The organism is Chryseobacterium camelliae, from assembly GCF_002770595.1.
Classification (GTDB): Bacteria; Bacteroidota; Bacteroidia; order Flavobacteriales; family Weeksellaceae; genus Chryseobacterium; species Chryseobacterium camelliae.
Genome location: NZ_CP022986.1, coordinates 4,103,667 through 4,120,844, shown reverse-complemented (window position 1 = coordinate 4,120,844; position 17,178 = coordinate 4,103,667). Strand labels below are relative to the sequence as shown.

Below are 17,178 nucleotides of genomic sequence, written 5' to 3'. Positions count from 1 at the left end.
CACTTCTTCAGGCCAGGTTCCGGATATGAAATTTAGAAAAGAGAGAGTTGGATCGGTTTTGGAGGGGAAGGTTTCTGTGCATCCCCGAAAACAGTTTTCCCGCCAAAGCGCCAGGAATTCTGCCTTTCTTCTTCAATCACTGCCTGGATATCAAAATCCGGAGTAAATCCCTTTTCAGTTTCAGCAATCATCTGATGAAGCTTGTTCAGGGTTTTGAGCTTATCCGAATTTCCCAGTTTAGACTTTTCAATTCCTTTTTTAATGATGCCGAGGCTCTCATCATATACCTTGGTAGGAACCGGAAAAGGATGGCCGTCCTTGCCACCGTGGGCAAATGAAAAGCGGGCAGGATCGGTAAACCGTGACGGTGCACCGTGGATGACCTCACTTACCAGCGCAAGAGACTGCATGGTCCGCGGCCCTACCCCCTCCAGCAGAAGGAGCTCCTCAAAGTTTTGCGGCTGCTGTTCCCGGGTAACATACAAAAGCGCACCCAGCCGTTTCAGGTCTACATCTGAAGCCTGCACATCGTGATGGGCAGGAAGGATCAGCCTCGAAAAATCATTCATAACCTCTGCGGAATCAGTATGGGATATTTCCAGAATGCCTTTCCTGCTGCCTGAAGCTTCCGCATCGGTCAGGTTCAGGATCATTCCCCTTGAAACACCGTTGATTCCCGTATGCGGTTCTTCCACAAATGACCTGATGTTTTCAGAATGCCAGTGGTAGCGCCTTGCCGTACTGTCGGATTCATGCATTCCCTGCTGGACAACGCTCCAGTTGCCGTTATCGGCAAGGATAAAATTGTGCAGGTAAAGCTGATAACCGTCCTGAATAGCTGTATTGTCTACTTTGGCAGAAAGCTTACTGGCCCTAACCAGTGCATTTCCGTCAAGTCCTGTCTTATCGGCAATCTGAAGCAGTTCAGAAGGCGTTTCCCTTGAAAATTTGCCTTTTCCCCCGCAAATGTACAGGCCCAGCGATTGGGAATTCGGATTGACGGACCGTTTTAAAGCACCCATCACGGAGGTGGTAATCCCTGAAGAATGCCAGTCCATCCCCATCACCGCACCAAAACTCTGGAACCAGAACGGGTCGGCCAGCCTCCGCAACACCTCATCTTTCCCATAGTCCATCAAGATGACTTCAATAATCGACAGCCCTAAAGCAGACATACGTTCATACAGCCATGGCGGAACTTTGCCATAGTGAAGGGGTAAATCTGCGGTTCCTGAACGTTTCATTGGTATTTCAAAGCATAAAGATAGCTCTATTTATCTAAACAACTGATGACCTGCATCATCTAAACACAATTCCGGTTCAGTGAATAAGGCTGGCAAAAGAAAAGTCAGGATCATGCATCCGGATTTCATTGTCTTCTGATTCTTGCTGTGCTTCCCTTGCATACACCAGCATCCTCCGCTCATAATCCTGAATGGCAGCTTCAATGCTTTCAAAATTCCCGCCGGTAAGGTTCTCGGATAAATAAACGGCGTCCATCAATCCTGTATTGACGCCCTGCCCGGCAAAAGGCGGCATCAGGTGCGCAGCATCTCCGATCAGGGTAACCGGCAGAGGCCTGTCATTTTTCCAGGGCTGATTTAAAGGCAGTCTCTTTGTATTAAGACCAACGAAAAAAGTGGTTGCCCGGAACAGTTCTTTATAAACATCACCCCAGCCAGAAAATCGCTGTAAAAGAAACCTGGTCACCGCATCCCGATTACTAAAGTCCAGTGCATCCATGTCCTTTTTTTCCGGCATTTTAAACATAACTCCATAAGAGAGCAGGCCATTATTATATGGATTGGCTACCAACAGGTTTCCGTTATGGGCTGTCATCAGCCTTTTGCCGTCGCACAGGCGGTAGAAAACCGGGGAGCTGATCTGGGGTTGGGGAACATCTCCCTGTATGATGAGCGTGCCTGTTTCTTCGACTTCAGCTTCTGTAACATGTTTTCGGACTTTAGACATCCCGCCGTTGGCCACAATCACGATATCGGCCATTACATCATCCTTATTTTCGAACTGAATTGCCCATTGGCCATTCTGTTCTTTCAGTCCGGTCACTTTTCTGTCCCAGACTACCGTACCCGGCTGTAAACTGTTCATCAGTAAAGTCCTGAGGCTGTTCCTGTTGATCTCCGGATTGTTGAACCGGTCTTCTGCTGTTATTTCTTTGGTAAACACAAGATTGCCCTGTTTATCGGCCATATTCACTCCCATCGGGATGGCAGCCTGATAATACTTTTCCAGCAGTCCGGCCTTTTTCATGGCGACCTGTCCTGAAGTTTTATGCAGGTCAAGAGTGCCTCCCCAGATTCTTGTTTCCGCATTCAGGTCCCGCTCATATACGGTTACCTGGACATTTTTCAGCTGTAGCAGCCGCGCCATGGTAAGACCTGCCGGACCCGCTCCTAAAATAGCCACCTGTTTATTTTGCAATAGCATATTCTGTATCATTTATGATGACAAAATTCAGCAATACCGATAAGTTACGATTGTATAAATGCGACAAAATAGAGACGGGCTACTGCTCATTTCTGCATTTCCTGGCGAAGGCAGCAGGCGTCACATGGGCATAGCGCTTAAATTCCCTGGTGAGGTGGGACTGGTCGGTATAGCCCAACTCATAAGCAAGACCTGCAAGATTAGCATCAGGATTGAGCATTAATTCATTTCTTACCTGTTCAAAACGGATGAGCGCGCACAGGTCCTTTACCGTCTTTCCGGAAGACTTTTTAAACTTCCGTTCCAGGGTACGCAGGGTTGTATGGGAAGAATCGGCTACCTCATGTACGGGAATGCTCCCTTTGGCCGCTCTTATAGCCGTTCCAGCCTTACTTAAAACCTCGTCAAAAGATTTCTGTGAAAATAATTCAAGGAAATATTGCTGTATCCGGGCAACAGCAGGTTCTATTGTTCCGGAAAGAATGAGGGCATTCAAATCCGGATACAACTGACTGACCGGATGTTTTGGAAGATGGATCCCTTTACCGGAAGGAATATCCAGCAGGTCAAATAGTACCCACGGATAGCATCTGATGCCCATGATCTCCATTGTGTTTTTTATATGAAAACAAACAGGACCCTCCTGTAACCCCATAATGAAGGGTGAAGGCAGCGGAGTCAGTTTCTCATTATCAAACAGGTCTAAACCGTCTCCGAAATGAAAAATAATTTCGGTATGTCCGTCAGGGATCACCTCAAAACAGGATTGCTCTTCACCAACAGCTCTCTTATAATACCAGAAACACTGGATGATGTCCTTCAATTCTTCTGCAGGCTGAAACTCCTGATAATAGGTATGAAGCGGTGGCATGGTTGAACGAATGGATTATTGCATGGAACAGATCAATGAATAGAATTAAAATTTAGATCTTTATGCTTTGTCTCATCAAATTTCTCGTTAAAGATAATCCGGTTTCCGAAAGGATCATTCACGGTAAATGAAACAGCTTCATAAAAGGTTTTCTCAATTCCGGGCCGGTTATAAATATAGTTCTTGTCAATTAATTCCCTGTGGTATTCAACAATCCCCTGGCCCCAGATAAAGGTACTGCTCCCCGGAGTTGCATCACCATGATGTTCGCTGAGATGAAATACCATACCGTCTTTTTTTATTTCCATATAGGCTGGTGAACGGCTTTCAAAACGATGTTCCCACACCATTTCAAAACCCAGCCAGTCGATATAAAACTCAATGGCTTTCTGATAATCAAATATTCTTATAACGGGTATGATTTGCTCTGCTTTCATAGGAATGCTTTTAAAGGGGTGATCTCCTGAAAAATACAAAAGTCAAAAAAGCCCTGCGAAAACTAATCCGCAAGGCCTATTGATTTTATTTCGATTATTTTAATGCTTCTAAAGCGGCATTATAATCCGGTTCCTGGGCAATTTCCGGAACCTGTTCGGTGTAAACTATTGTATTGTCAACATCCGTTACAATCACGGCACGGCTTAAAAGCCCCTGCATAGGAGAATCCGTCATGGTAACTTCATAATCATCGCCGAAAGTCCCTCTGAAATCCGACAGTGTTTCCACATTGTCCAGTCCTTCTGCTGCACAGAACCTGCCCAGTGCAAACGGAAGGTCTTTGGAAACATTAATCACTACGGTATTATCCAGTCCGGAAGCTGCTTCATTGAATTTCCTGGCTGATTCCGCGCAGATGCCTGTATCGATGCTCGGGAAAATATTGAATACTTTTTTCTTTCCGTCAAAGTCCTGAAGGGTTTTTACATTCAGCCCGGAATCCACCAGAGCGAAATCCTTAACGGTAGTACCTACGGAAGGAAGCGTACCAATGGTATGCACTTCATTGCCTTTCAAAGTAATGGTTGTTGACATAATCTATTATTTTAGTTCCTTACAAATTTAATTAAAACAGGGACTTTTCCGATCAATGGCAGGTTAAATAAATCTTAAAGTGCATACAATAGGTATTTTTACACGCTAAAGGATCAAATACCATCATAAGAATATAATTCCCAACAGGCGGCAGCCTCTTTTTTTATGCAAAATAACCCAATACACAATCATATTTACTAAATTTGTGAGTCTTAAAAAAATCAAATAATAAATAACAGTATAATGTCAGACAAATCAAAAATCTATTACACCCTTACGGATGAAGCTCCCATGTTGGCAACACATTCATTTTTGCCGATTGTAAAAGCATTTACAAAATCAGCGGACATTGAAATTGCTGTTCCGGATATTTCTTTGGCAGGAAGGATTTTAGCCAACTTCCCGGAGTTCCTGAAAGAAGATCAGAAAATCGGGGATGCCCTGGCGGAATTAGGCCAGCTGGCTACTCAGCCGGATGCGAACATCATCAAGCTTCCGAATATTTCTGCTTCCGTTCCTCAGCTGGATGCAGCGATTGCAGAACTGAAGGCCAAAGGTTTCGCACTGCCTGATTACCCGGCAGAACCTAAGAATGATGATGAGAAAGCCATTAAAGCTAAATATGCCAAAGTATTGGGAAGCGCCGTAAACCCGGTATTGAGAGAAGGAAATTCTGACAGACGTGCTCCTAAGGCCGTTAAAAATTATGCTAAAGCCAACCCGCACAGAATGGGTGACTGGGCTTCTGACAGCAAAACGGATGTAGCCCATATGGAAAGCGGTGACTTCTACGGAACAGAAACTTCTGTCACCCTGGAGAATGCTACACAATATAAAATCGTTTTCAAAGGCAATGACGGTTCTGAAACCCAGCTCAAAGATTTCGCAAAACTTCAGGCAGGAGAAGTAATCGATTCCTCCGTAATGAACCTAAATGCTTTAAAAGCTTTCGTTCAGCAGGCTATCGATGAGGCAAAAAACAGGAACGTCCTTCTTTCCGCCCACCTGAAAGCGACGATGATGAAAATCTCTGACCCTATTATTTTCGGGGCTGTAGTGGAAACATTCTTCAAAGATGTATTCACGAAATATGCTGATACCTTCAAATCTCTGGATATCAATCCTAACAACGGTCTTGCCGATCTGTTTGAAAAAATAAAAGGAAGCGCTCAGGAAGCAGATATCAGAGCTGATATAGAATCTGCCCTGGCTAACGGACCAAGAGTGGCTATGGTGAATTCCGATAAGGGTATCACCAATTTCCACGTACCTTCTGACATTATCGTTGATGCTTCTATGGCTGCCCTGGTAAGAGGCGGAGGTAAAATGTGGAATAAGGAAGGAAAAGAGGAAGATACCGTATGCATTATCCCGGACCGTTCTTATGCAGGATTCTACCAGGCGGTGATCGATGATATGAAAGCACACGGAAAACTGGACCCAACGACGATGGGTTCTGTTCCGAACGTAGGATTAATGGCACAGAAAGCTGAAGAATACGGTTCCCACGACAAAACCTTCCAGGCTTCTGCTGAAGGAACTATTGAAGTTCAGGATGAGAACGGAGCCGTCCTTCTTTCCCAGAAAGTGGAGAAAGGCGATATTTTCAGAATGTGCCAGACTAAAGATGCACCGATCCAGGATTGGGTAAAACTGGCCGTGAACAGATCCAGACTTTCTGATACGCCTGCTATCTTCTGGCTGGACAAAGGAAGAGCCCACGACAGGGAGATCATCAAAAAAGTAGAACAATACCTTAAAGATTACGATACAACCGGCCTTGACATCAGGATCATGGATGTGAAAGATGCCATGGCAGAAACCCTGAAAAGGGCCAGGGAAGGAAAAGATACCATCTCAGTGTCCGGAAACGTACTTAGGGATTACCTTACAGACCTTTTCCCGATCCTTGAACTTGGGACTTCAGCGAAAATGCTTTCCATCGTTCCTCTGATGAACGGAGGAGGTTTATTTGAAACCGGTGCCGGAGGTTCTGCTCCTAAGCACGTTGAGCAGTTCCTGGAAGAAGGGTATTTACGTTGGGATTCCTTAGGTGAATTCCTTGCGCTTCAGGCTTCTCTGGAACATCTTGCACAGACCCAGGACAATAAAAAATCCCAGATTTTAGCGGATGCCCTTGATGAGGCGAATGCAAAATTCCTGGCTACTGACAAATCACCGGCAAGAAAAGTAGGACAGATCGATAACCGCGGATCTCACTTCTACCTGGCGATGTACTGGGCTGAAGCACTGGCTGCTCAGACTGCGGATGCAGAACTGGCTGCTAAGTTCGCCCCTATAGCACAGGCCATGAAAGAAAACGAAGAGGTAATCAATGCCGAGTTGATCGGTGCACAGGGTAAACCGCAGGAAATCGGCGGATACTACAAGGCTGATACCTATAAAACGTATTCTGCCATGAGACCGAGCACGGTTCTGAATGAAATCATTGACGGAATTTAATCTCCGTACACAATATACACTGAAAAGCTCCTTTTTAAGGGGCTTTTTTGTTGGATCCACATAATAGTTTCAAAGCCATTACGGGATCATAAAAATCCCCTCATTGCTGAGAGGATTCATGAAGAAAATTATAAAATAGAAAATATAAGTGTCTTTATCAGGCATGCATGAAGCCTTCCGGAATCCATTTAAACTCCTGCCCTGCTTTTCCGGTAAAACCTAATCCAGGCCATGGCATATGAAAGGCAAATACACGCATTTCTGTTTCCGATAACTGGCAGAGAACATTGATACGTGTTTGGATAGCAATATCAAGATCCGCATCCCCGAAATAACCCCAATCAGGATGTGAAAATAAGATCACATCTGAATGGACTGTATCAGCGATACAGATCAGCTTTTCTTTTCCGGAAGAAATGGTTGTCATAGTGAGCCCCGGGGTATGTCCCGGCGCCAGCTGAAAGCTGAAATGCCCATACAGTTCTTGCTTGAAATCAAAAAATGTCAATATGGGATGTATGGTTTTAAGGATATTCTGTACCGGAGGAATCATCTGACTGATCAGCTCCGGCTGGTCTTTCAGGGCGCTGTTGCCGAAATCTTCCAGGGTGGCATTCATCCAGAAATCATATTCGGCCTCTGCTATGAAATAATCTGCATTGGAAAATACAAGATTACCTTTTTCGTCCACTAAACCTCCGATGTGGTCAGGATGTGCATGAGAAATGAAAACATCAGTAATATCTTTCACGGAAAAACCTGCTTTGTTGAGGCTTTTGAGAAGAAAACCAGCTCTTTCATCAGCAAAAATACCCATGCCTGCATCCAGTAAGATCAGCCTGTCCTTTGTTTTTACTAAAAGTATATTCAGGGCTATATCAATGTAATTTTCCGGCCGGAAATGTTGTTTAAGAATGGTTTTCAATTCTGTCAGGTTACCTCTGGGAGCAAAAGAGGCAACATTCTCTTCGTGGAGGTATCCGTCTGTAAAAATAAACAGTTCCAGCGCTCCGAGCATGATCTTTTTAAAACCTGAAAGATCATTTTCCTGTTGTAGAGGAAACGGGTCTGAATGTATTGGTTCATTCATTGAACCTTCTTTTACAGTTTCTTTTTTATCCATCATTCTTAAATTTTATCTTAAATGTGGGCTTTCCTGATCCTGATCATGCTCAGGACAAGCAATCCAAGCAGGCCCAGAACAAAATAGCCTTCTGCAACTTCCAGCTGGACCTGTGGCCTGATGACTGCAACGATCCCATAACTGACTGCAGAAGTAATAATGTAGGCTACACCACCGGTAAGACCGCCCGCAATGCCTGCGGATTCCGGGAACCGGCCGATACAGTAGGCAAAATAGTTGTTAAAGACAAACCCGGCCGTAATGTGAATACAGAACGCAAAAGCCACCAGGCTGTAAATATTGCTTAAAAAGTAAGAAGCGATAAACATCAGCACTATACAAGCGAGCTGAATGAAATTGGCATACCGGATCTTAGGCAGGAACGCTTTATTGATCAGCGCTTTTCCGAGAAATCCACCGGTCATCCACGCAAACCCGAGGATCAGTGAAACATAGCCGGCCACCACCTCGGAATAGCCCATTTTATGTTCGATGATGAAAGAGCCGCAGAGGCTAAAGAACATGATCATCGAATAGCTGAGCCCGCACATGATCATGCCGTAGAAAAAATCCTTCGTTTTAAACATAGAGGCATACTGCTCAATCAGGAACTCCACACGGAAAGGGTTTCTCTTTTTCAGGGTCTCACCGGAAAAAACAAATTCCAGTATAAAAAGCAGCAGGCTGTATCCTGCAAGCACATAGAAATTGGACTGCCACCCGAAATTTTTCTGCAGGTAACCTCCGATGAACGGTGCAATAATAGGTCCCACAGACCACACAATGGTCATGATGCTGAGGTAATGTTTCCGCTTGTCGCCGTCATAGACATCTACAAAAAATGCCCGCTTCGACACTACCGCAAAGCCCGACAGTATTCCCTGCAAAACCCTCATGGCGTAAATGATAAAGATATTCTGGGTGGTTGCCGTAATCACAAATGAAACCACAAACAGAGCCAGCGATACCATAGAAACCTTGTACCTGCCGAACGAATCCACAATGCTCCCGGCAAAAAACTGGGTTAATCCGTAACTGATCAGGAATATGGATAAGGTGAGCTGGATCCGGCTTTCCGGCTGATTCAGTTCTACGGCCATGCTCGGCATGGAAGGCAGGTAAATATCCGTTGACAGCCCCGACATCGGGATGACGGCAAAAGCCAGCAGTGTGGCAATAAATTTATTTTTCTCTTTAAGTGTAACCATGATCGTCGTTATATTGATAAAAAACTCAGATCCCGGATATTTCCGGAACCTGAGGATTGTATATTCTTGCCTTTAGTTATTAACCAGCTTCATAGATCCTTCGCTGTACCTCTCCCCTACATGAGGATATTTCTTCAGAATCGAATCAATGGTTTTGAGGTCTTCCCCGGAAAGTTTCAGCCCTGCGGCGGCAATATTCTCTTCCAGGTATCTGATTCTTTTTGTCCCCGGAATCGGGATAATGTCTTCTCCCTGGTTCAATACCCACGCAAGCGCCAGCTGGGTTCCTTTCACCCCTTTGGAAGCCGCAAAATCATTGATTTCCTGAGCCAGCTTTCTGTTATTTTCCAGGTATTCATCCTGATATCTTGGAAGCGACTTTCTGAAGTCTTCCGCTCCGAAGTTCTGGACGTCATTGATATTGGAGAACAATCCTCTCGCCAGCGGAGAATAAGGAACCAACGTAATTCCCAGCTCCCTGATGACCGGTAAGATTTCATTTTCCACATCCCTGGTGAGCAGCGAATATTCAGACTGCAAAGCAGTGATCGGATGAACAGCATGTGCTTTTCTGATGGAAGCTGCGGAAGCTTCTGACAATCCAAGGTATTTTACTTTTCCTGCCTGTACCAGTTCAGCCATAGCGCCTACCGTTTCCTCAACCGGGATATTGGGATCAACGCGGTGCGCATAATACAGGTCTATCTCATCAACCTTCAGCCGCTGGAGGCTTGCATCTACCGCCTGCCTGATCCATTCCGGAGAGCCGTCAAAATAGGTGCCCGGCGCACCGCTGTGGCTTGCCTTTCCGTCTTTGAACCTGAAGCCGAATTTCGTGGCAATGAAAATTTTATCCCGGTTCGGAACCAGCACTTTGGAGATCAGCTTTTCATTCTTACCATTGGCATAAATATCAGCCGTATCCCAGAAGTTAACGCCGAGGTCAAGGGCTTTATAAAGTGTCTTGATATTCTCCTGTTCATCAGCCGGGCCATAAGCAGCACTCATTCCCATACATCCCAGACCAACTGCTGAAAGTTTTTCTCCTGTATTTCCTAGTTTTCTGAATTCCATAACGATTTGTGAATTTAATATATGCCATCCTGCCTGTATATAAAATTAAGGACAGCATGTTATTGTAAGATTAATTATTAACCAGCTTCATAGATCCTTCGCTGTATCTTTCCCCTACATGAGGATATTTCTTCAGAATTGAATCGATGGTGCTGAGATCTTCACCGGACAGTTTCAACCCTGCTGCTGCAATATTCTCCTCCAGGTACTTGATTCTTTTCGTCCCCGGAATCGGGATAATATCCTCTCCCTGGTTCAATACCCAGGCAAGAGCCAGCTGGGTTCCTTTCACCCCCTTGGAAGCCGCAAAATCATTGATTTCCTGAGCCAGCTTTCTATTGTTTTCAAGGTATTCATCCTGATAACGTGGAAGCGACTTTCTGAAGTCTTCCGCTCCGAAGTTCTGAACGTCATTGATGTTGGAAAACAATCCTCTCGCCAGCGGAGAATAAGGAACTAAAGTAATCCCAAGCTCCCTGATTACGGGTAAAATCTCATTTTCCACATCCCTGGTAAGCAGTGAGTATTCAGATTGTAAGGCCGTTATCGGATGAACAGCATTCGCCTTCCTGATAGAGGATGCGGAAGCTTCTGATAACCCGATATATTTCACCTTCCCGGCTTTTACCAGTTCCGCCATAGCCCCTACCGTTTCCTCGACAGGGATATTGGGATCTACACGATGGGCATAATACAGGTCGATTTCATCAACCTTTAGCCGCTGAAGACTTGCATCTACAGCCTGTCTTACCCATTCCGGGGAACCGTCAAAGTATGTTCCCGGCGCACCGCTGTGGCTTGCCTTACCGTCTTTAAACCTGAACCCGAATTTAGTGGCAATGAAAATTTTATCCCGGTTCGGAACCAGCACTTTAGAAATCAGTTTTTCATTCTCCCCATTGGCATACATGTCTGCGGTATCCCAGAAGTTTACGCCAAGATCAAGTGCTTTATGAAGTGTGTTGATGCTTTCCTGCTCATCCGTCGGTCCATAGGCAAAACTCATCCCCATGCAGCCTAATCCAATAACTGAAAGTTCTTTTCCTGTATTTCCTAATTTTCTGAATTGCATAACGGTTTATATTTTATGATTAATAAGACAAAGTTAGAATGGAAATACATCCTTTACCCTATAAAATTCAAACCAAGAATTATAAAAATCAAACCAGTGTATTTCTTACAGCATTAGGCGTTATCCCGGCCTGTTTTTTAAAATAATTGGTAAAATAAGAAGGCTCTTCAAAACCCAGTGCATAAGCAATTTCCGAAATATTCCAGTCCGTATGCTTCAGCAGCGCGTGGGCTTCCTGGATTACCCTTGAGGCAATCTGCTGCCCTGTTGTCCTGCCTGTAATCTCTTTTACGGAACGGTTCAGCGAGTTGACATGAATGGAAAGGCTGGCCGCATAGTCATTAGGCGTTTTCAGCCTCAGGTACCGTTCCGGGCTGTCAATGGGGAACTGACGCTCCAGAAGCTCCATAAACAGCGAAGCAATGCGCTGTGAAGAATTCTGGTACGGCTGAAAATTTTCCGTAGGGTGCATTTTCATGGTTTCGTGAATGAGGAGATGGAGGTAAGCCCGCAGCAAATCGTATTTATGGGAATAATCCGATTGTATTTCCGTCATCATTTTACCGAAGATCTCCGCCACTTCCTGCTGCTGTTTTTCATCTACGAAGAATACCGGGGTGCCGCCTATTTTAAACAGCCAGGAATCCGAAAGGCTGCCGAAACGGCTGCCGTTATGCAGGAAATGATCAGTAAACAGGCAGAAAAAACCTTTCTGATCATCATTTTCAGCCTCCCATGAATACGGAATAAGAGGATTTGAGAACAGGACTGCTGGCCGGTCTAAATAGATCCACTTATCCGCATAATGGATAGTGCCTTTTCCTATAATCAGTGAAATTTTATAATAATCCCTTCTGCTGTAAGGAGTGATCGACGAACAATTATCCCTTGCGAATACATTAAAGTGCCCGAGTCCGGGAGCCGTGCAGCCTTCCGGCAGCCTGTAAAAAGTGTTCCGTTCGTAAAAACCTTTTAATGTCTCAGTTGTTTCCATACCTCTAAATTATAAAATTCAAACAATATATATCCTATAAATATAATTTCATGATAAGATCATTTCTTTTTTCGGGGAAGCATGACATAGTACCATCTTAAGCGCTTTAACATATTTTATTTTATAATTTCCGTTAAACATGCATGGTGAACATCCTTTCTGTAAAATTATGGTTATATTTAGCTAACACTATTCACAGATATTTCATCATGGAAATTATCATTATCATCATCCTGATCTTGGTCAACGGGATTTTTTCAATGTCTGAAATGGCATTGGTATCTGCCAAGAATTTTAAGCTGGAAAATGAAAAGAAGAGGGGCAGCCACCGTGCGGAACGTGCCCTTAAGCTCACCGGCAATCCAAGTACATTTCTTTCAACCGTGCAGATCGGTATTACCCTGATCGGCATCCTTCTGGGTATTCATTCAGGTGACCGGCTTACGGCTGATCTTGCTGCCCTGATTTCTGATATCGGGCTGCTTACTGCCTATTCCGAGCCTATTGCATCCGTGATTATCATTATAACAGTTACATTTTTGTCCATCGTTTTCGGTGAACTGATCCCAAAAAGACTGGGGCTGAAATTTCCGGAAAAGATTTCCATGCTGATCGCCGGACCTATGTACTGGCTGGCTTTACTGACCTCTCCGTTTGTCTGGTTGTTAACGGTAACCAATGAAGGAATTTTAAAGCTTTTCGGCATCAGTCATGATGAAAAGGAAATGGTGACTGAAGAAGAAATAAAATCCATTATCAGGGAAGGTAGAGATGGCGGAATTATTGAGCATATGGAACATGATGTTTTGGAAAATGCATTCGAGTTGGGCAACAGAAAGGTCAGTTCACTCGCTACCCACCGGTCAAAGATCATTTCTGTGGATGCCGGTGATGATTACCAGACGGTGAAGCGGAAAATCAGGAACTGTTCATTTTCCACCTATCCTGTTACTGAACATAATAATCCAGACCATATTATCGGAGTCGTTAAGCTGTGTGACCTGTTTGACCTGGATCCCGGCAATTTCAACCTGAGGTCCCATCTGAGAAAGGCAATATTCATCAGTGAAAATTCTTTTGTGTATCCCCTTATGGAAAGTTTCCAGAAAAACAAGGCCCATCTTGCTATTGTCATTGATGAGTACGGCACGACCAAAGGAATTGTCACCCTCAATGACATCCTGGATGATCTGGTTGGCAATATTCCGGACGGTTCCGATAATGAACCGGACATAATCGCCAGGAGTGAAGATTCGTGGCTGATTGACGGCCAATGCTCCATCTATGATTTCAGGAAATATTTTAACCTGACGCTTGACCAGGATATTGAAAAGAATTTCGTGAGCGTTTCAGGATTATTCATCCACGGAAAAGATACAGTGCCCAAAACCGGGGACCAGATGACCTTTGGCAATCTCATCCTAGAAATTGTGGATAAGGACGGACATAAAATTGACAAAATCCTGGCTACAAGAACAACTGATCCACCACAATCAACTCCTAATTCATAACTCGTGTTTTACCGCTCATAATCAATTAATTTGTACCTTTAATCATGAGAAAAGTTCTCTGCCCTTTAACCAAATAATAAAAGTCATGGAAAATATCACATTTGAGTTAAGTCCCTATCAGGATGAGCTGCAGCTATTGATCGACGGCCATAAAGCCGGATATATGTCTATAAAAGTAGACGGTAGACAACTGATCGTATATTATACCAAGCTTGACGAAGCATATGAAGGGCATGGCTATGCTAAATTGCTGCTGGACGAACTGGTGCGGTATGCCGAGGAAAATGACCTATTGGTAGATCCCGAATGCGACTTTGTACGGCAGCAGTTTGAAAACCATCCGGACCGTTACCGGGATATCTGGCACGCCTGATCAATCCTTCCACCAGGGATTGAAATGCTGATCGGATCCATTGAGACTGACCGGCTGTCCGATCATGGGAGTCAGAATATTCAGGTGATTTTCCTTACCAAGAACACTTACCTTTTCAAGTGGTTCATTCCACGGATGGAGCGCAAGGGCGAACTTTGCAGAATGTACGGGAATGATATTTTTTGCTTTCACATCCATCCCTGCTTTTACAACATCTTCGGGTAAAGAGTGGATGTATTTCCAGGCTTCATTATACTGCCCGTTTTCCATGATGGCGTAGTCAAAAGGCCCATATTGCTCACCGATGGCTTTAAAATGGGTATCGTAACCGCTGTCTCCGCCCAGAAATATTTTCTTGTCCGGGGTCTGCAATACGTAAGAAGTCCATAATGTCCCGTTTCTTCTGACTTTCCTCCCCGAAAAGTGCCTTGCCGGCGTAAAAGTAATGCTGATATTATTTTTCAGCGGTATGGTGGTGCCCCATTCTTCTTCAATAAGGTTTTCTTCGGCATATCCCCAACGTTCCAGATGCGCTCCCACTCCTAAGGGCAGGATAACTTTTTCTACTCTGTCCTTCAGGGCTTTTACCGTAGGATAATCCAGGTGGTCATAATGGTCATGGGTAATGACCAAATAATCAAGATGCGGGATATCCTCCGGACGGAAAATATCTGATCCGGAAAACGCTTTATTGAAATATTTAAACGGAGAACCATAGGAGCTCAGAACCGGATCGATCAGAAACGAAACCCCATTGGTGCGGATAAAATAGGATGAATGACCCAGCCATACCATGACATCCTGATCCGCCGGTATCGCTTTTAAATCGGTATGGACGGACGGAATTGCTTTCAGCGGTTTCAACAAAGGATCTTTTTTAGCAAAGAAAAAATCATACATCACGCGGGGCATGCTGTACCCCTCAGCAATCGATGGTGTATAACTGAGGTTCTGAAACTGCCGGTCTTTATAATGCCCGGACTGCTTCATACGCTCAAGCCTTTTTCCGCGGGGTTCAGCTCCGAAAACTTCACGGGAAGTAATCAGATAATAAGCTCCGATAATGACCAATGCAATAACAACGATGGAATAAATCATAAATGGTGTTGAAGTTAACGTTCAAATGTATTACTTTTCAGGCAACAGGCAAATCTGTTCCGGACGTACTTAAGGAAGGAGACGAAAGAAAAGTCTTTTTTACTTTAAAAAAGCAGTTAAGATCAGGATTTAATTTTTACATTTAAATTACCTCTGTTATCAGCAACTATATTAACACATACTAAATCAACACTATAGAGATAAAAATAAAACTTACGGGAGCAGTCAACGGAATATGGTAGCAGATTCAATTTAAATTTTTAAATTCACTGCTTGAAAAATCATCAGATATTAATATTTATCATTGTATTTCTTACTTCATGCACATCGGTAAGCAAATACAATACCCAGAGAATGTCCTGCATCCCTCCTGAAAAGCTTAGGGAAGATGTGGACTATGCTTATAACAAGCTGAAAGAAATGCATCCGAACCTATATTGGTACATTTCGGAACAGGATCTTAAATATAAATTTGACAGTCTTAAGAACACACTTAACACTCCCCTAAGCCCGCTGCAATTTTACTTCAGGCTGCAACCGCTCATCGCTTCGGTCCGTGAGGGGCACCTTTCCCTGAAGGTTCCTGCACGAAGGTTTACCAAGAAAGAAGTCAAAGCATTGGAGCATACCAAAGGGCTTTTTAGCCGTTTCGGGTATTATGTGGAAGGTGACCGCCTGTTTATCGTCAGCAATGCAGATTCTATTCAAAATATACAGCCTGGTACCGAAATCCTTTCCATCAATCATGTTCCCGTTTCAGATTATATGAAAAAATACAGGAAGCTGATCAGCAGCGACGGATTCAACACAACTTTTTATCCATATTACCTGAAAGATGTATTTTTCAATTTTTATACAGCAGAACACGGATTTGACAACCAGGCAGTACTGGAAACCGTTTATCAGGGACAACACAAAACCTACACCCTGAAAAGGGAATCCAAGTCTGAGTCTGAACTTGCCAGCGAAAAAAAGCAGGCCAAGCTTACCCCTGAAAAAAAAGTACATGATTACGATGCATTCACACAAAGCTATAACCGGAGCTTCAGTTTTCTTGATCAGGACAGCACCGTGGCCTACATCAAAGTAAAAAGCTTTTCAGAAAGCCATTCGGAACAGTTTTACAAAGATGCTTTTGCCCGGATAAAAGCGGCTGGGGCCTCCTACCTTATCCTGGATATCCGGAATAATTACGGCGGTTCACTGTACGAAATCAATCATCTGTACTCTTACCTGACGTCTGAGCCCTACACCTTGATCCATCCTTCACAGCTTGCGTCAGCAAAAACGCCTTTAAAAACGAATTACTTCAGGCAGAGCAGCCCATGGCAGTACATTATCAAAGGTATTACCTACCCTGTTTACCTTACCACCCAGGCATTCAGCACCTACAGCAGGGATGGAAAAACATATTACAGGATGAAGGAAAGCAGGCCAAACAAGCCTCAGCCAAATGCTTTTACAGGCAAACTTTTCGTGCTGATCAACGGCTCCAGCTTTTCTGCCTCGTCCATCTTGGCCTCCAAACTTAAGAATGACCATCGTGCAACGTTGATAGGAGAAGAAACCGGCGGTGCCAATGATGGTACCGTGGCAGGGTTTTATTCCTATCAGCAGCTTCCGAACTCGAAGCTCAGCTTACCGGTAGGATTACTGCTGGTACAGCCCGACATTAGCTTTTCCGGGACCCGTAAAGGTGTTGTTCCTGATGTTACCATACGGGAAAATATGCAGGAAGTCATCGACCATCAGGATCCGGAGATGAACTGGGTCATGAGCACGATTATGATGGAAAAAGGAACATTGGTGAGACCAAATGCGGGCATTAAGCGATAGGATCAGCCACACCTTCTGTCGATTTCTCATGCCTCCGGATCTTCAAATCTGCGTTTCCGGAGGCGGAGCTGTACC

15 protein-coding genes are annotated in these 17,178 nt (G+C 44.3%); 4 read left to right on the top strand and 11 right to left on the bottom strand.

The genetic code is table 11. From position 1 onward, the window contains the following. Positions 1–32: 32 nt before the first annotated feature. The 5 genes from CGB83_RS18885 to tpx form a co-directional block, all read right to left on the bottom strand. A complete protein-coding gene (locus CGB83_RS18885; protein ID WP_100077229.1) occupies positions 33–1,244 on the bottom strand; it encodes a DUF763 domain-containing protein in 1,212 nt (403 codons plus the stop codon). Between the two features lie 76 nt (positions 1,245–1,320). Beyond that, positions 1,321–2,460, bottom strand: coding sequence for an FAD-dependent oxidoreductase (locus CGB83_RS18880; protein WP_418219566.1), 1,140 nt, complete (start codon positions 2,458–2,460; stop codon positions 1,321–1,323). A 67-nt stretch (positions 2,461–2,527) separates the two neighbouring features. After that, the gene (locus CGB83_RS18875) at positions 2,528–3,319 is read right to left on the bottom strand and encodes a helix-turn-helix domain-containing protein (RefSeq protein WP_228420005.1); all 792 of its coding nucleotides are present in this window, start codon (positions 3,317–3,319) and stop codon (positions 2,528–2,530) included. A gap of 32 nt (positions 3,320–3,351) precedes the next feature. After that, positions 3,352–3,756: a glyoxalase superfamily protein gene (locus CGB83_RS18870; RefSeq protein WP_100077228.1), complete on the bottom strand. Its 405-nt coding sequence runs from the start codon at positions 3,754–3,756 to the stop codon at positions 3,352–3,354. Positions 3,757–3,850: 94 nt separating this feature from the next. Next, positions 3,851–4,351, bottom strand: coding sequence for a thiol peroxidase (gene tpx / locus CGB83_RS18865; protein ID WP_100077227.1), 501 nt, complete (start codon positions 4,349–4,351; stop codon positions 3,851–3,853). 243 nt (positions 4,352–4,594) lie between these two features. Here tpx and CGB83_RS18860 point away from each other — a divergent pair, with 243 nt between their 5' ends. Next, a complete protein-coding gene (locus tag CGB83_RS18860; RefSeq protein ID WP_100077226.1) occupies positions 4,595–6,814 on the top strand; it encodes an NADP-dependent isocitrate dehydrogenase in 2,220 nt (739 codons plus the stop codon). A gap of 157 nt (positions 6,815–6,971) precedes the next feature. On the opposite strand, the gene CGB83_RS18855 is transcribed toward CGB83_RS18860, so the two are convergent. The 5 genes from CGB83_RS18855 to CGB83_RS18835 form a co-directional block, all read right to left on the bottom strand. Continuing rightward, positions 6,972–7,940, bottom strand: coding sequence for an MBL fold metallo-hydrolase (locus CGB83_RS18855; RefSeq protein WP_228420003.1), 969 nt, complete (start codon positions 7,938–7,940; stop codon positions 6,972–6,974). 14 nt (positions 7,941–7,954) lie between these two features. Further along, positions 7,955–9,145 carry an MFS transporter gene (locus CGB83_RS18850; protein WP_100077225.1) on the bottom strand — a complete coding sequence of 397 codons (1,191 nt, stop codon included), beginning with the start codon at positions 9,143–9,145 and terminating at the stop codon, positions 7,955–7,957. A 72-nt stretch (positions 9,146–9,217) separates the two neighbouring features. After that, a complete protein-coding gene (locus CGB83_RS18845; protein WP_100077224.1) occupies positions 9,218–10,219 on the bottom strand; it encodes an aldo/keto reductase in 1,002 nt (333 codons plus the stop codon). 70 nt (positions 10,220–10,289) lie between these two features. Then, the gene (locus CGB83_RS18840) at positions 10,290–11,291 is read right to left on the bottom strand and encodes an aldo/keto reductase (protein WP_100077223.1); all 1,002 of its coding nucleotides are present in this window, start codon (positions 11,289–11,291) and stop codon (positions 10,290–10,292) included. A gap of 88 nt (positions 11,292–11,379) precedes the next feature. Then, a complete protein-coding gene (locus tag CGB83_RS18835) occupies positions 11,380–12,285 on the bottom strand; it encodes a helix-turn-helix domain-containing protein (protein ID WP_100077222.1) in 906 nt (301 codons plus the stop codon). 209 nt (positions 12,286–12,494) lie between these two features. Between CGB83_RS18835 and CGB83_RS18830 the strand changes: the two genes are divergently transcribed. Then, a complete protein-coding gene (locus CGB83_RS18830) occupies positions 12,495–13,796 on the top strand; it encodes a hemolysin family protein (protein WP_100077666.1) in 1,302 nt (433 codons plus the stop codon). Positions 13,797–13,881: 85 nt separating this feature from the next. Further along, positions 13,882–14,169: a GNAT family N-acetyltransferase gene (locus CGB83_RS18825; protein ID WP_100077221.1), complete on the top strand. Its 288-nt coding sequence runs from the start codon at positions 13,882–13,884 to the stop codon at positions 14,167–14,169. Here CGB83_RS18825 and CGB83_RS18820 read toward each other — a convergent pair whose 3' ends face one another. Next, positions 14,170–15,267, bottom strand: coding sequence for an MBL fold metallo-hydrolase (locus CGB83_RS18820; RefSeq protein WP_100077220.1), 1,098 nt, complete (start codon positions 15,265–15,267; stop codon positions 14,170–14,172). It abuts the gene before it with no gap. Positions 15,268–15,540: 273 nt separating this feature from the next. Here CGB83_RS18820 and CGB83_RS18815 point away from each other — a divergent pair, with 273 nt between their 5' ends. Beyond that, on the top strand, positions 15,541–17,103 hold the full coding sequence (locus CGB83_RS18815; RefSeq protein WP_100077219.1) for a S41 family peptidase: 1,563 nt from the start codon (positions 15,541–15,543) through the stop codon (positions 17,101–17,103). Positions 17,104–17,178: the final 75 nt, after the last annotated feature.